The organism is Citreicoccus inhibens (genome assembly GCF_019039035.1).
Lineage (GTDB): Bacteria > Myxococcota > Myxococcia > Myxococcales > Myxococcaceae > Citreicoccus > Citreicoccus inhibens.
Map to the genome: position 1 here is coordinate 96828 of NZ_JAHNZT010000021.1, position 15166 is coordinate 111993.

Genomic DNA, 15166 nt, shown 5'->3' on the forward strand with positions numbered 1-15166 from the left:
AAAAACTTGTTTTTCTTGCGAAAGGCGCGGACATGGCGAAGGCGAACCGAGATGGGGAGCTGCGAGAGGGCGGCCAGCCGCTGCCAGCCTGCGCGCAGGGCCTGGCGCTGCTGACGGTGGGCCGGGTGGAGGAGGCCCGAGAGGTGCTGGAGGAGGCGCTGGCGCGCTCGCCCTTGTCCATCGAGGTGCGCCGCACGCTGGCCCGGCTCCGGGCGGCCATGGGCGATGGCGCGGGCGCCCAGCGGCTGTTGGAGGGCGCGGTGCAGCTCGCCCCGCGCGACATGGCCACCGTGTGCGACCTGGTCCTGCTCTACGCGAGGCAACGCGATGGGATGGCGCGCGCGCGGCGGCTGCTGGATGCCGCACTCGAAGTGAATGAAACGGAGGCGCTGACGCACCTCACGTATGCGCGCGTGGTGGCGCAGGACGCGCCAACGCAGGCGCTGTTTCACGCGCGCCAGGCGCTGGCTCACGGCGACGGCGAAGTCCGCGAGGCCGCTGCGTGGTGGGTGCGCCGCCTGGCGAGTTAGCGTGAGACGTGTCGGGTTGGAGCCGCGCAGCCGGTGGACGCACGGACAGGATTCATGGCTTGCTACAGCTCCCGCTAAACTTATAATTCCAAGCCTGTCCGCTTAAATAAGGATTCGTTCATGCCCACGATTTCCGCGACTGACGGAACGTCCATTCACTATCGCGTCATCGGCGAGGGGCCTCGCGTGGTGGTGCTGGTGCACGGGTGGATGGTGTCGGGCGCGGTCTGGGACGCGCTGGTGGAGCGCCTGGATGCGACGGGGCTGCGGCTGGTGATTCCGGACCTGCGCGGCGCGGGTGGCTCGGGGCGGCCCGCTGCGGGGTACACGCTGGAGCAGCACGCGCGGGACGTGCTCGCGGTGGTGGACCACGTGGGCGCGAAGCGCTTCACGGTGGTGGGCCACAGCATGGGCGGGCAGGTGGCGCAGTGGATCGCCGCCACGGTGGCGGAGCGCGTGGACGGGCTGGTGTGCCTGAACTCGGTGCCGGCGGCGGGGCTGCCGCTGCCCGCGGACGCGGCGGGCCTGTTCCGCACCTCGGCGGGCGATCGCGGCAAGCAGCAGACCATCCTGGGCCTGGCGTGCCGTCAGCTGTCGCCCGAGGCGTTGGAGACGATGCTCAAGGACTCGGCGGCGGTGTCCGAGGCCGCCATCCAGCAGGGCTTCGACGCATGGACGGCGGGTGGCTTCGCCGAGAAGCTCGCGAACATCACCGCGCCCACGCTGGTGGTGGCCACGGATGACGCCTTCCTACCGCCGGCCTTCCTCAAGCAGGCGGTGGTGGCGCCCATCCGCCGTGCGCGCCTCACGTACCTGCCGGGCCCGGGGCACTACCCGCAGGTGGAGCGTCCGGCGGAAATCGCGGCCCTGTTGGGGGCGTATCTGGCAGGGAGCGCGCAGGCGTAGCGGCGCGGCATGCGGCCGAGCGGTTCGTGGGAGAGCGCAGATGTCCTGGAGCATGAGCTTCGAGTACGACGCCCAGCACGACGTGGTCACGGCGGGCTTCACCGACTGCATCCTCGTCAGCGATGCGGACGTCGTGCGGTGGCGGCGCGAGGTGGAGGAGCAGTTCCAGCGCTTCACCCGGAACGGGAAGGTGGACCTGCTCATCAACCTGGATGGGCTGGTCGTGAAGTTCACCGCGGGCCGCACGTTCGGCCGCGAGCGCCGCGAGGTGCTGGAGAAGTACACGCACCGCTCCTACCGCTTCGGCGGGGACGAGATGACGCGCATGTTCATCCTCACCAGCGGCGCCATCAACGGCGCGGCGGTGAACCACTTCGTCACGCGTGAGGAAGCGCTGGGCGCGCTGATGGCGGAGCGCGAGGCGCTGCGCAAGAACGGCTTCACGCCGTTTGGCGGCAGCGTGATGAGCGGCAGCAAGGCGTGAGCGGCGCGGCTCAGACGCCCGCGAACCACTCGTAGCCCTGGTCCTCCCAGTAGCCCCCGGTGGGCTCGGGCAGGAAGTTCACCTCGGTGAGGTACTTCACCATCTTGTAGCCCAGCTTCACCGCCGAATAGAGGCGCAGGGGCGCGCCGTGCGCGGCGGGCAAGGGCTCACCGTTCATGCCGTAGGCGAGCAGCGTCTGGGCGTGCATGGCGCTGGGGCGGTCCCACGACGACGCGTAGCCCAGGTCGAACGAGCGGAACTCCACGTAGCCCGCACGAGGGTCCGCGCCCACGGCCTCGGCCACGTCGCGCACGCGCACGCCGTGCCATGCCGCCACCGCGCTCCACCCCTCCACGCAGTGATGGCGCACGCGCAGGTCGGCGCGCGGCAGCCGGCGCAAATCCTCCACGGTCAGCACGCTCGGCCGCGCGACGAGCCCGCCCACCTTCAGCGCCCAGCTCGCGGGCGCGCGCGGGACCTCGGGCGAGATGAAGTACGCGGGGAAGTGCTCGGGCGGCGTGAGCGCGGAGAGGGGCTCCTCGGGTGCCAGCCGCTCCGGGTCGAACAGGGCCCGTTGCGCGCGCAGGTTGAAGCGCTCCATGGCGCCCAGGAAGCCCGCCTGCGGACGCGTCGAGTCGCACGCCGCGAGCCCGAGCGCGGACGCGCCCACGAGCAACCGTCGCCGCGTCAGGAGCGCGTCACGCACGGGGCTTCTCCCCGCCCGTCACCATCTCGACGAGCGCGCGAGGATGCAGCGCCACGAGCAGGACATGGCCGAGCGTGAAGAGGACGAACAGCGAGAGCACGCCCAGGTGCACGGCGCGCGCGGTGTCATAGCCGCCGAACAGCGCGGTGAGTCCCCGCAGCTGCACGGGCTTGTAGAGCACGAGCCCGGAGAGCACCGCGAGCAGCCCGAGCAGGAGCGCGCCTGAGTACGCCAGTCGCTGGAGCCCGTTGTAGAGCCCTTGGGCGGGCGGCTCGTGGCGGAGGCGCAGATAGAACGCGAGCGTCTGGAGCGCGTTGCGCGCATCGCGGCGGGGCAGGAAGACGCGGCGGCGCCACTCGCCGCTGAGCAACAGATAGAACCCATACACCGCGCCGTTGAGGACGAGGAGCCACGCGAAGGCGAAGTGCCAGTGACGCGCGCCCGCGAGCCACCCCCCCAGCCGCGCCCACGCCGGAGGTGTCACATCTTGAAAGGGATACCAGGCAAACGGCTGACCGCGCGGGCCGAGCTTGGGATAGGCCGCGAGGATTTGCAGCCCGCTGCCCGCCATGATGACGAGCAGCGGCACATGGGCCCAATGGGCGAGTCGGATGAGCCAGGGCTGGGGACGGCGTTCTTCGGGCGCGCGCACGCGCGGGACCACAGCATGCAGTCGGCTCGGAAAAGTGCCGCGAGACAGGCCATCGCCGGGTAGGTGACGCACGCGCGTCGGGACGTCGTCCAGCGGACGCGTGGGTCGGTCGTGAAGACGAGCCGGCGTGACACATGTCCGTCTTCCTTTGCATCGTGGGACCTGCTCCTATCGACGTGACAGGGAGGGGCTTGCCGATGAATCAGGCGAACACGCGGCGGTTGTCTTTGTTTGCCGGAGCGCTGTGGGTGCTCTTGGGGGGCTGCACGCTCCTGGAGGAGCCCTCCTTCGACCTGGAGCCTTCGGGCTCGGTGCGGGTGATGGTGGTGTTGCCTCGCTCGCTGCGCTCCGACGCGGTGGCGCGCGTGAGGGCCACCGCGACGCCCGCGGATGGCGCGGCGGTGGAGGGAGACCTGTCGGGCTCGGGGAGCTTGTGGGCCGGGTCGGTGGCGCGGGTTCGGTCCGGCCCGGCGCGAGTGCGCGCGGAGGCGCTGGACGCGTCGGGCGCGGCGCTGGCCTCGTTGGATGCGGACGCGGTGGACCTTCCGCCGCACCACGCCGCGCTGCTGTTGCTGCTGCCGCAGGCGGCCTCGACGAAGCCGCCGGTGGGGAACGTGGCGCCCGTCATCGACGCGGTGGTGGCCGCGGAGGCGGTGGTAAAGCCGGGCGCCACGGTGGCGCTGCGCGCGCGCGCGCATGACCCGAATCCGGATGACGCGGACACGCTGAAGTACGCGTGGAAGGCGTCCGCGGGCGTGTTCTCGGACGCGGCGAGCGCGGCGCCCACGTGGACGGCGCCAGCGGACGCGGGCAACGTGACGGTGACGCTCTCGGTGTCGGACGCGCACGGCGCGGTGGCGACGCTGGGCTTCGCGGTGAGCGTGGGGCTGGCTGGGTTGGGCGAGCCCTCCCCCCAGGCGGTGTTCAACCGCTGGCCGGCGGTGACGGAGCTGGGCGCGCGGCCGTCGGCGGAGCTGCCGGTGAATGAGGCCGCGGCGCTGGAGGCCTCGGCCACGGATGATGACGGCGACGCGCTCACGTACGGCTGGGCGGCCACGTGCGAGGGCACCTTCGACGACGCGACGGCGGCGACCCCGCACTTCACGCCCACCGCGATGCCGGCCTCGGATACGTGCGGCAACTGTCGGCTCACGGTGACGATGCGCGACGCCTACGGCGGCGAGGCGACGCGCGGGCTGGACGTGTGCGTGGTGCAGCGGCAGCCGCCGCGCATCACGAGCACGGCGCAGTCCTCGACGGATGCGGTGGCGGGGCAGGTGCTCCAGTTCGACGTCGCGGCGATGGATCCGCAGGGGCGTCCGCTGACGTTCGCGTGGACTGCGACGACCGGCGCGATGGGGCCGGCGACGAGCACGGCGACCACGAGCACGGCGACCTGGACGGAGCTGTCGTGCGTGCCCTCGGACACGCTGCCGGTCATCGCGGTGACGGTGACGAACGCGGCGGGGCTCCGGGTGAGCCGCACGTTCCCGGTGACGTGGGGAGGCCGTTTGTGTGGCGCCCAGCGGCCCTGCGCGGTGACGCTGGGGGCGGGCACGGTGACGCTGGGCGCGGACTGCACGACGGAGGGCACGGTGTATGTCCCGGATGGCCATCTGTTCGACGGCGCGGGCTTCACGCTGACGGCGGTGGAGCAGGACGGGACGCCGGCCTCGCACTGGAAGGGCGCGGTGCTGCGCAACCGAGGGGCCTCGGCGAGCATTCGGCAGGTGGTGGTGACGGCCCGCGGGCTCGCGGACCTCTGCGACACGGGCGCGGATCGCCTCGTGGGCATCCAGTTGCAGGAGGCGAGCGGCGCCATCACGGACACCCAGGTGCGGGACCTCCACCAGAAGGAAGGCCGGAGCGGGTGCCAGGAGGGCCTGGGCATCGACGTGCGCGGCGCCACGAGCGGGACGCAGGTGGCGCGCGTGGACGTGCTGCGCAACCAGGTGGCCGGGTATCAGAAGGCGGGCATCGTGGTGTCGGGCCTGGTGGATGCGACGCTGACGGACAACACGGTGACCGGCGTGGGCCCGCAAGGCTTCCTCGCGCCCAACGGCATCCAGCTCGGGTATGGCGTGACGGGGCGGGTGAATCGCAACACGGTGACGGGGAATGGATACACGGGCGGGGATGTCGCGGCGGGCATCCTCGTGGTGGGCGGCGCGTACTCCGGGCCGGGGACACCGCTCTGCAAGGACGTGACGCTCCAGGGGAACACGCTCGATGAGAACGACGTGGGCATCAATCTGGCGCAGGCCGATGGGACGGATGCGCACGGCAACGTGATTCCCCCGGCGGAGCTGACCCGCATCCAGGTGACAGAGAACCGCATCCACAAGACAGACGTGACGAATGGGCTCGTGTATCAGGCGGGCATCGCGGACCTGGGGAGCGCGAACGTCATCAGCCTGAACGACGTCACGGGGCCGGGTTACTCGCGCGCGACACGTCCGGACTCGACCTTCGACGTGGATGTGTTGTCGGTGGGGACGGACCGCAAGTTGGTGTTCCTCAACCCCGAGCGCTCGGTGGTGGCGAAGGCGTGCTCACCGAGGCTGGTGGTGCAGGCGCAGGACGCGGTGGGCAACCTGGCGCCGCTGGTCTCGGACACGGTGTCGGTGTCCGCGACGGGGACCGCGGCGGCGGGGGTGACGTTCCACCTGAAGCCTGACTGCAGTGACGCGGCGGTGACCGCGTTGCCGCTGGAGGGCGCGCAGCGCGAGGCGGTGTTCTACTTCCAGGCGGCGCAGGCGGGCGACCTGGCGGTCACCGTGGCGGGAGGAGCGGTGACCGCGACGCAACCCCAGACGGGCGCGGTGGCTCCCACGCTCTCACGGTGGGTGGGGATACCGAACGACGCGCCCCTCTGGTGACACGGCGCCAGGGCGCATTCAGTCCTCCGCGTCGGCGGCCTCGGACTCGATGTCCTTGATGAGCTTGTAGAGATACTTGGGGTTCACGCCCAAGCGGCGGGCCGCCTCGGCGTGGCTGCCGCTGGCGTCGAGCGTCTGTTGCACGAGCCGCTGGCGATACACCCGGACCGCCTCCTTGATGCCCCGGGGCGGGGTGGCCGGCCGCAGGGCTCCGGCGATCTCCCGCGGCAGCGCGTCCAGGCCCACGCGCTCCGAGTCGCTCAGCACCACCGCGCGCTCCAGCACGTTGCGCAGCTCGCGCACGTTGCCCGGCCAGGACCAGGACTCCAGCGCGGCCAGGGTGGCCGGGTGCAGCCGGCGCGCTGGCAGGCCCTGCTCGGCGACGAGCCGGGCGATGAGCGTCTCGGCGACCAGTCCGATGTCCTCCTCGCGCTCGCGCAGCGGCGGCACCTCCAGCCGCACGACATCCAGGCGGAAGAGCAGATCCTCCCGGAAGCGCCCGGCGCGCACCTCCGCGGGGAGGTCCTTGTGCGTGGCGGCCACGATGCGCACGTCCGCGCGGCGCGGCTCCGCGGAGCCCACCCGCATGAAGGTGCCGCCCTCCAACAGGCGCAGGAGCTTCGCCTGGACGGGCAAGGGCAGCTCGCCCACCTCGTCGAGGAAGAACGTGCCTCCGTCCGCGGCCTCGAAGCTGCCGGGGCGCGTCCGCTCGGCCCCGGTGAAGGCGCCTCGCTCATGACCGAACAGCTCGCTCTCCACCAACCCTGGCGAGAGGGCTCCGCAGTTGATGGCCACGAAGGGGCTGGAGGCCCGGCGGGAGTGCTCATGCAGGGCCTTCGCCACCAACTCCTTGCCCGTCCCCGTCTCGCCCAGGATGAGCACAGGGGACGAGGTGGGGGCCACCTTCACCAACAACTCCAACAGCGCCAGCATGGCGTCGCTCTCGCCTACCAGCGCATCGAGCTTGCGACCCGTCCGCAGCCGCGCTCCGCGCTCCCGCCGCTTCTCTCGCGCGCGGGTGAGCGCCACGTCGCGCTCCAGCAAGGGGCCCAGGGCGCGCGCGAAGGCCTCGGCGTGCTCGCGGGCCTCCGGGCCGAAGGCCCCCGCGGTGCTGGGGTGGTCCAGGTACAGCACGCCGAAGGGCCCCGCGCGGCCCGCCAGGGGTACGACCAGCACCGCGCGCAGGGCGAGCGCCATCACGCTGGGCGCCTGGGCGAAGCGGGCATCATCCCGCGCGTCCTCGAGCAGCAGGGCGCCGCCCGTCTCCAGGGCCGCGGCGAGGATGGTGCGGGACAACTGCCCCTCGGGGCCGTGGGGGTGCGGCTCCGTGAAGCCCTGATGCGCGGCGAAGCGCAGCGCCCCGCCTTGGCCGCGCAGGCCCACGAAGCCCCGCTTCGCCCCGGTGAGCTCCATCAGCGCGCCCAGCGCCACCTCCAGCGAGGTGCCCAGCGGCGCGGCGGAGACCCGCTCCAGCGAGCGCAGCACCGGGCTCCTGGAGGACTCCGGCGCGGGGGGCGGGCGGGCAGGTGGGGCCGCGGCCAGCCGCGAGGCCTCCTGCTCGATGCGCACCAGGGCCCCGAAGTGCTCGAGGGCCCAGGTGCGCAACCGGTCCCGGTCCACCACCTCCGCGCGAGCCAGGGACTCCAGCTCCACGAAGGCGCGCAGCGCTTCACGCACCTGGTCGACGAGCGACGCGGCGCTCATGCCGCCTCCTTCCGCTCCAGCGCCCCGCGCAGCGCGTCCGCGCTCTGGAATCGCTCCTCGACCTCTCGCGACAGGCAGCGGCCGATGAGCGCGCGCAGGTCCTCCGGCACGCTGGAGGGCAGGGGCGCGGCGGGGGTGTTGTGGATGCGGTAGACGAGCTCCAACTCGTGGGTGCCGAGGAAGGGCCGGTGCCCGGACAGCAACTCGTAAATCACCACGCCGAGGCTCCAGACGTCGCTGCGCCCATCCACGGGGCGGCCCACGCACTGCTCGGGGCTCATGTACGCGAGCGTGCCCACCGCGGCCCCCTGGCGGGTGACGGTCTTGAAGACGATGCTGCGCACGAGCCCCAGGTCGGTGAGCACCGCGCCCTGGGAGCCCAGGAGGATGTTCTCGGGCTTCACGTCGCGGTGCACGACGCCCGCGCCATGCAGGGCGGCGAGCGCGGAGGCCACGTCGTGCGCGAGCGTGCGCACCTCGTCCGCCGCGAGCGTGCCGCGCGCCGCGAGGTGCGCGCGCAGGGACGGGCCATCCACCAGTTGCATGGCGAGAAACCCCCTGCCGTCATCGAGAGTGCCGGCCTCCAGGATGCGCACCAGGTTCGGGTGGGCCATCTGCATGCCGGCGCGGGCCTCGCGGAAGAAGCGATCGCGCACCTCGGGATGGCTCATCGCCTCGGCGTCGAACAGCTTGAGGGCCACCTCGCCGTGAGGCCCCCGGGCTCGCCAGACGGTGGCCGCCGCGCCCGCGCCCAGTTGCGACAGGAGGACGTAGGGCCCCGCCTGCCGGCGCGCGCGGCGCCGCTGTCTCCAGGTCCGGAGCAGCCCCGTGCCCAGGGCTGGTAGCAGCGCGCCGGGGCCCAGCAGCAGGACGCCTGGGACGCCCCAGCGCACCAGCGGCCCGAGCAGCCCGAGCACGCCCAGCGCGAACACGGGCAGCATCACCCGCTGTTGTCCCGGCAGGAGCCGCCGGCCCATCCACCCCAGCGCGAGCAGCCCGAGGAGCAGGGTGAGTCCCTCGCGAGGCCCGTTGGCGAGGCGCACCGAGGTGGACGCCCACCGCAGGGCGAGCCGCCCCACGCGCGCGGGGCCGTCCACGTCTTGCACGCGCACCGTGCTGCCCGCTTGGACTCCCGTGAGGACGCGCCGCTCTCCCGTGGGGAAGCGCACCTCCAGGGTGTAGCGCGCCAACGGGTCGGGAAGCCCCACCCGCGCCCTCCCGCCGCGCGCTCGGGCCGTGGCCACCGGAGGGCCGCCCGCCTCGGGGCGGAGCAGCACCCAGGCGCCCTCGGCTCGGCTGTCGCCGTGGCTGGCGCTCACGTCCACCCGCACGGCGCGGCTCGCGGTCGCGGTGGCCAGCAGCAGGCCCCGCTCCGGTGTGTACACGTCGGGGGCCCCGTCCCCGTTGGCGTCGAAGACGGCGGGCTGGGACAGCGGGCCCGTGACGTCGGTGATGCGCTCGAAGCCCTGCTCCCCGCCCAGGTACACCTCTCCGCCCTGGGTCATCCGCGCGCCCACGCGCAGCTCGGCTTGGATGACGTCGGGGCGGCCATCGAGGTTGAGGTCCACCACCAACCCGGCGGGGGCCTCGGGGCGCGTCCAGGGCTCACAGCCGCCGCGGGCCGTGGGCGGGCAGGTGACGAAGGGGAAGGCCCGCTCGGGGTTGTGCAGGCGCTGGGCGGACACCTCCGGCCTTCCGTCCCGGTCGAGGTCCGTCCACGCTCCGCCCTCGGCGACGAGGGGCAGGGGCAGCACCTGGAAGTGCCCCGGCGTGTCCTGGCGCAGCAGCAGGGGCGGGTCTCTCCAGCGCAGGGCGAAGCCATCCGCGTCGCCGTCTGCGTCGGCGTCATCCCACAGCACGTGGTCCGTCCCGGGCGGCGTGGGCGCCTCGGGCCCGAGGGTGAACTGGCCCGCCCCGTCGTTGAGATAGAAGGCGTGCCGCTCCAGGGTGACGACGTGCAGGTCCAGGTCCCCGTCCCCTTCCATGTCCACGAGCGCCACGCTGGCGTTGTTCGCGGAAATCACCCGGGTGCGCTCGAAGCGCCCGGCGGAGAAGCGCCACACCTCCACCGTGCTCGCGCGGGTGGCCGCCACCAGGTCCAGGTCCCCATCTCCGTCGAGGTCCCCCAGGGCGAAGCGCCCGTTCCACAGTTGAATGTCCCGGGGCAGCGCGCTGTCGAGCGGCACGAAGTGGCCTGCGCCGTCGTTGCGGAAGGCCACCATCGCGGCGCTGCCCGTGCCCTCGCCCCCCTCGGGGGAGAGCGCGACCACGTCTTCGTCTCCATCCCCGTCGAAGTCCGCGGCCACGACGTGCAGCAGGCCCTTGGGGAGCGTTCCAGGAGGTGTCTCCGCGAAGGTGGGGACGCGCCGCTCGGTGGAGCGGTAGATGCCGTCGTGCGCCAGCACCCAGACCTCGCCGCCGGACTCGGCCATGGCGCGAGGCTCGAAGCGCAGTCCGCTGGCCACCGGCACCCACCGCTCCCGCTCCACGCGGAAGACGGTGCCCGCGCTCGCGCCCCACCGGCCGTCCGCGTCCAGCACGATGTTGCCCAGGGCGAACGGGCCCTGGAGGGCCCGCCAGCGGCCCTCCTCGAAGCGATAGAGGAGGCCGCCGCGGGTGCCCATTCCGCAGGCGTGGAGGGATTGCGTGGGCGCGCCGTCCAGCGGCGGGACGGGCTCCCAGCCCCCGGGCGTCGAGCGCCAGAGCCGGCCCCCGCCGTACTCCAGCAGCCAGCCCTGGCCCCGCGCATCGAAGCGGACCTGACCGCAGTAGTAGGTGTTGGCCCCAATCTCCGGCGTCCACGCGGCGAAGGACGGCTGGGATACCCAGGTGCCGTCCTTCCAGCGCCACATCCGGGCGCGCTGTCCACAGGCCCAACCGTCTCCGTTCGGCAGCAGGGCATAGCTGCCCACCTGGAGGAACTCGCTGTCGTCCAGCCGCTCCCTCGGGGTGGGCACGGGCTCGCTGCCCGTGGCCGTCACCCGCAGCAGGTTGGGCTGGAAGCCATTCAGTGTGTGATTGAAGCCGAAGTAGACCTCGCCCGCGCGCCAGGAGGACAGGGACAGCTCGGTGGCGAAGGGGCCCTCGTAGGCCACGCGCCAGGGGCCACCCGGCGGGCGGTGGTAGAGGCGCGAGCGTCCGGCGGTGGTCGCCTCTCCGGACACCGCCACCCAGAGCCCGCCTCCCGGGTCCGCGAGCATGGCGGGCACATTCCCTCCCACCTCGTCGAGCGGGAGCTCCCGGTAGAAGCGCCAGGTGTCGGCGGCCTCGGACAGGGGCGGTGGCGCGTGTCTCGCGTCGTCGCAGGCGGCGGCCAGCACGAGCAGCGGCAACATCCACGGGAGCAGGCCCCCTGCCGGTGCGCGCGAAGGTCTGGAATTGAACATTGGCTGGGGAATCTACGCGTCGCGCGAGGCTCCTGGGAGGTGCCGCGACGTGACGAGGAACGTCACCCGGTCAGAAAAAGCTGACTCCATTCCCTCTCACGTTCGCAACCGCGCGTTTTTACAGCTGCGGTCGGAGGCGTGGGGTTTGGAATGTCGTTTGCTCTACGCCCGCCGCAACAACCCCATCCATCGCCGCACCCGCCGGCTGGCGCACCGCTTCATGCGGCGCGCCGCGACAGGAGACGTGTATGCATCGAGAGACTTTTTCATCCCGAGAGAGGCGCCTCGGGGTCCTGCTGCCCTGGCTGCTGCTGAGCGCGCTGACGGGCCTCGCGGGCTGCAAGCCTTCCGAGTCCAGCCAGGCCGAGCCGCTCAGCACCGCGGTGTTCTCCATCACCGTCGACGAGCCGGTGGCTGGCGGTGACACCGGTGGCGCGGGGCGCGTGTCTTCGTTCGCCAACTTCTCCTTCACGAGCGTGGCGCGCATCCGCATCGACGTGTTGGAGACGGCGACCGGCACCCCGCTCTACAAGGGGATGGACCTCACGGTGGCGGGAGGGACGTGGTCGGGCACCGTGCCCTTCCTGCCTCGGAACAAGGGCCTCACCTTCCAGGCGCGCGCCACGGGGCTCAAGGGCGAGCTGTACTTCTCGGGCAGCACGGACAAGACGCTCACGGGCGACAACGAGAGCGTGGTCATCGTGTTGGCGCCGGTGAGTGACGGGGAGACCGTCTCCCTACCGCGCATCAAGAAGATCACCATCCCGGCCGAGTTCCCTCCGGGCAAGCGCGGCAACATCGACTTCCTGGTGGAGGCCAACACGGGGGAGCCGCTGCGCTACGTCATCACCGCCGGGAGCGGGGGCGGCTCGTTCTCGCCGGTGCAGGGAACCCTGCAACTGCTGGGCACCACCGGCACCTTCGTCAGCCAGTACGCGCCGCCCTCGGTGACGACCGAGACCGAGTTCACCCATGAGGTGCTCGTCACGAACTCGGCGGGCCACTCCGTCAAGACGACCTTCAAGACGAAGGTGCTGCCGGTCGACCCGTCGTCCGACGCCATCGACACGCACGTGTCCGTGCTCTTCAACCCGGTCATCCAATCCCTCAAGGCCACGCGGCGGATGGGAACTGGGGACGTCATCTGGGAGGCGACCGTCGCGGATGACAGCGCGGCCTCGACGCTGACCTATGCGTGGAGCTTCAACCCGCAGGGCGCGGTCGACCCCGTGCCTGTCTTCGCGGGTCAGTCCAACCCCACCACGATGCACGGCTACTCCTCGGCGCTCCAGGGCGAGCTGGTGCTCCAGGTGACGGACGTGGACGGCGGGCAGACGACGCTGAAGTACGTGCTCACGCCCGGCCAGTTCCCGGATGCCCCCTATGCGGTGGGCAACCTCAACGGGCTCATCTCCATTCAGGCCGGGGAGAGCCACACCTGCGTGCTGTTCGACAACGCGAACGTGCGGTGCTGGGGCCTCAATGCCTCGGGGCAGCTGGGCTACGAGCACACCCTGGATATCGGCGACAACGAGCACCCGTACACCGCCGGCAACGTCAACCTCGTCGGCAACGCGACGCAGGTGGTGACGGGCGCCAGCCACACCTGCGCCCTGCTCGAAGGGGGCTTCGTGCGGTGCTGGGGCGGCAACGCGCATGGCCAACTGGGCTATGGCCACACCGCCAACATTGGCGACGGCGAGCCGGTCGCCAGCGAGGGCTATGTGGGCCTGGGAGGCCGCGCGGTGAAGCTCGCCGCTGGCGCGGAGCACACCTGCGCGGTCCTCAGCACGGGCAAGGTGCGCTGCTGGGGCGCCAACAGCCAGGGGCAGCTCGGCTACGGCCACACCCGCGACGTGGGGGACAACGAGTGGGTTTGGAGCGCGGGGGACGTGGACGTGGGCGGCCCGGTGCAAGACATCACCGCCGGGGCGTTCCACACCTGCGCGTTGCTCAGCACGGGCAAGGTGCGCTGCTGGGGACAGGCCGCGCTCGGCCAGCTCGGTTACGGGAACACGACTGCGATTGGCGACAACGAGACGCCGGCCACGGCGGGCGACGTGGACGTGGGCGGGCCGGTCCTTCAGCTCAGCGCGGGCAAGGCGCATACGTGTGCCCTGTTGAGCACCGGCCGGGTGGTCTGCTGGGGCTACAACGTCAACGGGCAGCTGGGCTACCCGGGCTATTACACGTGGCCCTATTACCCCTACTTCGACAACGTGGGCGACACCGAGACGCCCGCGTCGGTCGGCTCCGTCGAGCTGTATGGCACGGCCATCCAGGTCGCCGCGGGCGCGGACCACACCTGCGCGTTGATGAGCTTTGGCGCAGTGAAGTGCTGGGGGTATGGCGCGTATGGCCAGCTTGGCTATGGAAAGAGCAGCACGCTCTCCACGCCGAACGCCGAAATCGTGAACCTGGGGGGCGCGTCGGCGTATGCCCTGACGGCGGGTGGCGCTCACACCTGCGCGTTGTTGAGCACGGGCAAGGCGCGGTGCTGGGGCCGCAACGACCATGGCCAGCTCGGCTACGCCAACACCCTCAACCTGGGGGATGACGAGCTGCCTTCCGCCGCGGGAGACATCCAGGTGCTCGCGCCTCCCGTGGGGCCCTGAGCCATGGCGTCGGCCCGCTGGGACAGCGAATGGGTTTGCAAGACGTGGGAAGTCATTGCCGTGAAACGCAGCAATCCAAAGGGAGGGCGCATGACAGGCATTCTTCGTGGGAAGTCGCTCGTGGGGTTGGGCTTGGGCCTCACGCTGGCGGGGTGTGGCGCCGGGGCGGACTCGGACATGGTGTCGGGGCCGGCGACGGGCACGGTCGCGCAGCCGCTGACCGAGCTGGTCACCAATGGCAGCTTCGAGTCCTCGCCCTTGGGTTTCAGCAACTGGGTATCTGTCTTCGCGGGGAGCACTCAGCTCACCGGGTGGACCATCCTGGGCTCGGGCATTGATGTGATGGCCAGCAGCTACAGGTCCGCCAATGCTGGCAGCGCGTCCATCGACCTCAACGCATATGACGCGGGCGGTGTCTCCCAGGTGCTGACCACGTCGTCGGGGACCGGGTACACGGTGCGCTTCGCGCTGGCCGGTTGCGTGGGCACCTACGTCAAGGTCACCGCGGGCAGCGTCTCGTACAACTTCCGGGTGAACTACGCGGGGTGGGTGTCCAACAACTTCGTGTTCAACGCCACCGGCACCAGCACCGAGCTGAAGTTCGAGAGCCTGTCGACGGGGGTGTCCTGCGGTCCGCAGCTCGACAGCGTCTCCGTGATGGGGCCCTGAGCCCGAGCCACGCCAGCCCTTCACGGCTGGTGGGGATATCTGCTCACGCGCCCCTCGGGTGACACGGCGTACAGCTCGAACCCATCAAACTCGAGGACGGTGCCCGCGCCGAAGCCCGGGCACTGGTCGACGCGGCGATTGACGCGCACGAAGTACCAACCGCCCTGCTGACCCACCACGACCTCCAGGGATTTGGGCGAGGACGTGCAGGGGGTGGTCGTGCCGGTGCGCTGGGGGAGTCGCTTCAAGGCTTCCTCCAGCGCGGCATGCGCGGCGAGCACCGCGGGCCCATCCAGTGTAGCCAGGGGCCTCAGCTCGGTCTCCGGCCACGGAACCTGCGCCGCGCCGGGGGAGAGGGGAGTCACCTTGCCTGTCTCGGGCACGAGCGACTTCGAGGGCGCCGCGACCGTGCCTGCATCGGCGACGGTCCCCCCGTCAGGCGGTGTGGCAAGTCCAGCAGTCGCCATGAAGGAGGCCAGCAGGAGGACGTGAGGTCGCGTCAGCATGGGCACCGTCTAGAGGGAAGGCGAGAGCGGGGTGCACTCTGGCATGGACCCCTGAGGTCTAAAGCTACGGGTTGGACGATTCTTGCACGTTGCCGTGAGTTTCCAACGATGCTGGGCGTCGTCCCAGAG

Annotated in this window: 11 protein-coding genes; 6 read left to right on the forward strand and 5 right to left on the reverse strand. The window is 71.5% G+C overall.

What is annotated here, in order from left to right:
- Positions 1-32 precede the first annotated feature (32 nt).
- The 3 genes from KRR26_RS23045 to KRR26_RS23055 all read left to right on the forward strand — a co-directional run bounded on the left by KRR26_RS23045 (position 33) and on the right by KRR26_RS23055 (position 1920).
- Positions 33-530 (forward strand): tetratricopeptide repeat protein, encoded by a 498-nt coding sequence (locus KRR26_RS23045; RefSeq protein WP_120206705.1) that lies wholly within the window; start codon positions 33-35, stop codon positions 528-530.
- A gap of 120 nt (positions 531-650) precedes the next feature.
- Positions 651-1436 carry an alpha/beta fold hydrolase gene (locus tag KRR26_RS23050; RefSeq protein WP_120206706.1) on the forward strand — a complete coding sequence of 262 codons (786 nt, stop codon included), beginning with the start codon at positions 651-653 and terminating at the stop codon, positions 1434-1436.
- A 40-nt stretch (positions 1437-1476) separates the two neighbouring features.
- The gene (locus tag KRR26_RS23055; protein WP_120206707.1) at positions 1477-1920 is read left to right on the forward strand and encodes a hypothetical protein; all 444 of its coding nucleotides are present in this window, start codon (positions 1477-1479) and stop codon (positions 1918-1920) included.
- A gap of 10 nt (positions 1921-1930) precedes the next feature.
- On the opposite strand, the gene KRR26_RS23060 is transcribed toward KRR26_RS23055, so the two are convergent.
- Together KRR26_RS23060 and KRR26_RS23065 are read right to left on the reverse strand one after the other, a co-directional pair.
- Positions 1931-2626, reverse strand: coding sequence for a molybdopterin-dependent oxidoreductase (locus KRR26_RS23060; RefSeq protein ID WP_217080834.1), 696 nt, complete (start codon positions 2624-2626; stop codon positions 1931-1933).
- Positions 2619-3278: a cytochrome b/b6 domain-containing protein gene (locus KRR26_RS23065; RefSeq protein ID WP_217080835.1), complete on the reverse strand. Its 660-nt coding sequence runs from the start codon at positions 3276-3278 to the stop codon at positions 2619-2621. The genes KRR26_RS23060 and KRR26_RS23065 overlap by 8 nt, the downstream gene beginning before the upstream one ends.
- Positions 3279-3475: 197 nt before the next feature.
- On the opposite strand from KRR26_RS23065, the gene KRR26_RS23070 reads away from it, so the two are divergent.
- Positions 3476-6157 (forward strand): right-handed parallel beta-helix repeat-containing protein, encoded by a 2682-nt coding sequence (locus KRR26_RS23070; protein ID WP_217080836.1) that lies wholly within the window; start codon positions 3476-3478, stop codon positions 6155-6157.
- Positions 6158-6175: 18 nt separating this feature from the next.
- Here KRR26_RS23070 and KRR26_RS23075 read toward each other — a convergent pair whose 3' ends face one another.
- Together KRR26_RS23075 and KRR26_RS23080 are read right to left on the reverse strand one after the other, a co-directional pair.
- The gene (locus tag KRR26_RS23075) at positions 6176-7861 is read right to left on the reverse strand and encodes a sigma-54-dependent Fis family transcriptional regulator (protein ID WP_217080837.1); all 1686 of its coding nucleotides are present in this window, start codon (positions 7859-7861) and stop codon (positions 6176-6178) included.
- Positions 7858-11196 carry a serine/threonine-protein kinase gene (locus KRR26_RS23080; RefSeq protein ID WP_217080838.1) on the reverse strand — a complete coding sequence of 1113 codons (3339 nt, stop codon included), beginning with the start codon at positions 11194-11196 and terminating at the stop codon, positions 7858-7860. The genes KRR26_RS23075 and KRR26_RS23080 overlap by 4 nt, the downstream gene beginning before the upstream one ends.
- 299 nt (positions 11197-11495) lie before the next feature.
- Between KRR26_RS23080 and KRR26_RS23085 the strand changes: the two genes are divergently transcribed.
- Positions 11496-13862 (forward strand): RCC1 domain-containing protein, encoded by a 2367-nt coding sequence (locus tag KRR26_RS23085; protein WP_217080839.1) that lies wholly within the window; start codon positions 11496-11498, stop codon positions 13860-13862.
- Between the two features lie 90 nt (positions 13863-13952).
- Positions 13953-14531: a DUF642 domain-containing protein gene (locus KRR26_RS23090; RefSeq protein WP_217080840.1), complete on the forward strand. Its 579-nt coding sequence runs from the start codon at positions 13953-13955 to the stop codon at positions 14529-14531.
- A gap of 20 nt (positions 14532-14551) precedes the next feature.
- Here the strand turns inward: KRR26_RS23090 and KRR26_RS36980 are convergent, their stop codons facing one another.
- Positions 14552-15037: a hypothetical protein gene (locus KRR26_RS36980; protein WP_236069051.1), complete on the reverse strand. Its 486-nt coding sequence runs from the start codon at positions 15035-15037 to the stop codon at positions 14552-14554.
- Between the last annotated feature and the right edge of the window lie 129 nt (positions 15038-15166).

Bases quoted from the DNA above. Each gene is read 5' to 3' on its own strand.
- KRR26_RS23045 (WP_120206705.1), top strand. From the start codon at position 33: ATGGCGAAGGCGAACCGAGATGGGGAGCTGCGAGAGGGCGGCCAGCCG.
- KRR26_RS23050 (WP_120206706.1), top strand. From the start codon at position 651: ATGCCCACGATTTCCGCGACTGACGGAACGTCCATTCACTATCGCGTC.
- KRR26_RS23055 (WP_120206707.1), top strand. From the start codon at position 1,477: ATGTCCTGGAGCATGAGCTTCGAGTACGACGCCCAGCACGACGTGGTC.
- KRR26_RS23070 (WP_217080836.1), top strand. From the start codon at position 3,476: ATGAATCAGGCGAACACGCGGCGGTTGTCTTTGTTTGCCGGAGCGCTG.
- KRR26_RS23075 (WP_217080837.1), bottom strand. From the start codon at position 7,861: ATGAGCGCCGCGTCGCTCGTCGACCAGGTGCGTGAAGCGCTGCGCGCC.
- KRR26_RS23080 (WP_217080838.1), bottom strand. From the start codon at position 11,196: ATGTTGCCGCTGCTCGTGCTGGCCGCCGCCTGCGACGACGCGAGACAC.
- KRR26_RS23085 (WP_217080839.1), top strand. From the start codon at position 11,496: ATGCATCGAGAGACTTTTTCATCCCGAGAGAGGCGCCTCGGGGTCCTG.
- KRR26_RS23090 (WP_217080840.1), top strand. From the start codon at position 13,953: ATGACAGGCATTCTTCGTGGGAAGTCGCTCGTGGGGTTGGGCTTGGGC.
- KRR26_RS36980 (WP_236069051.1), bottom strand. From the start codon at position 15,037: ATGCTGACGCGACCTCACGTCCTCCTGCTGGCCTCCTTCATGGCGACT.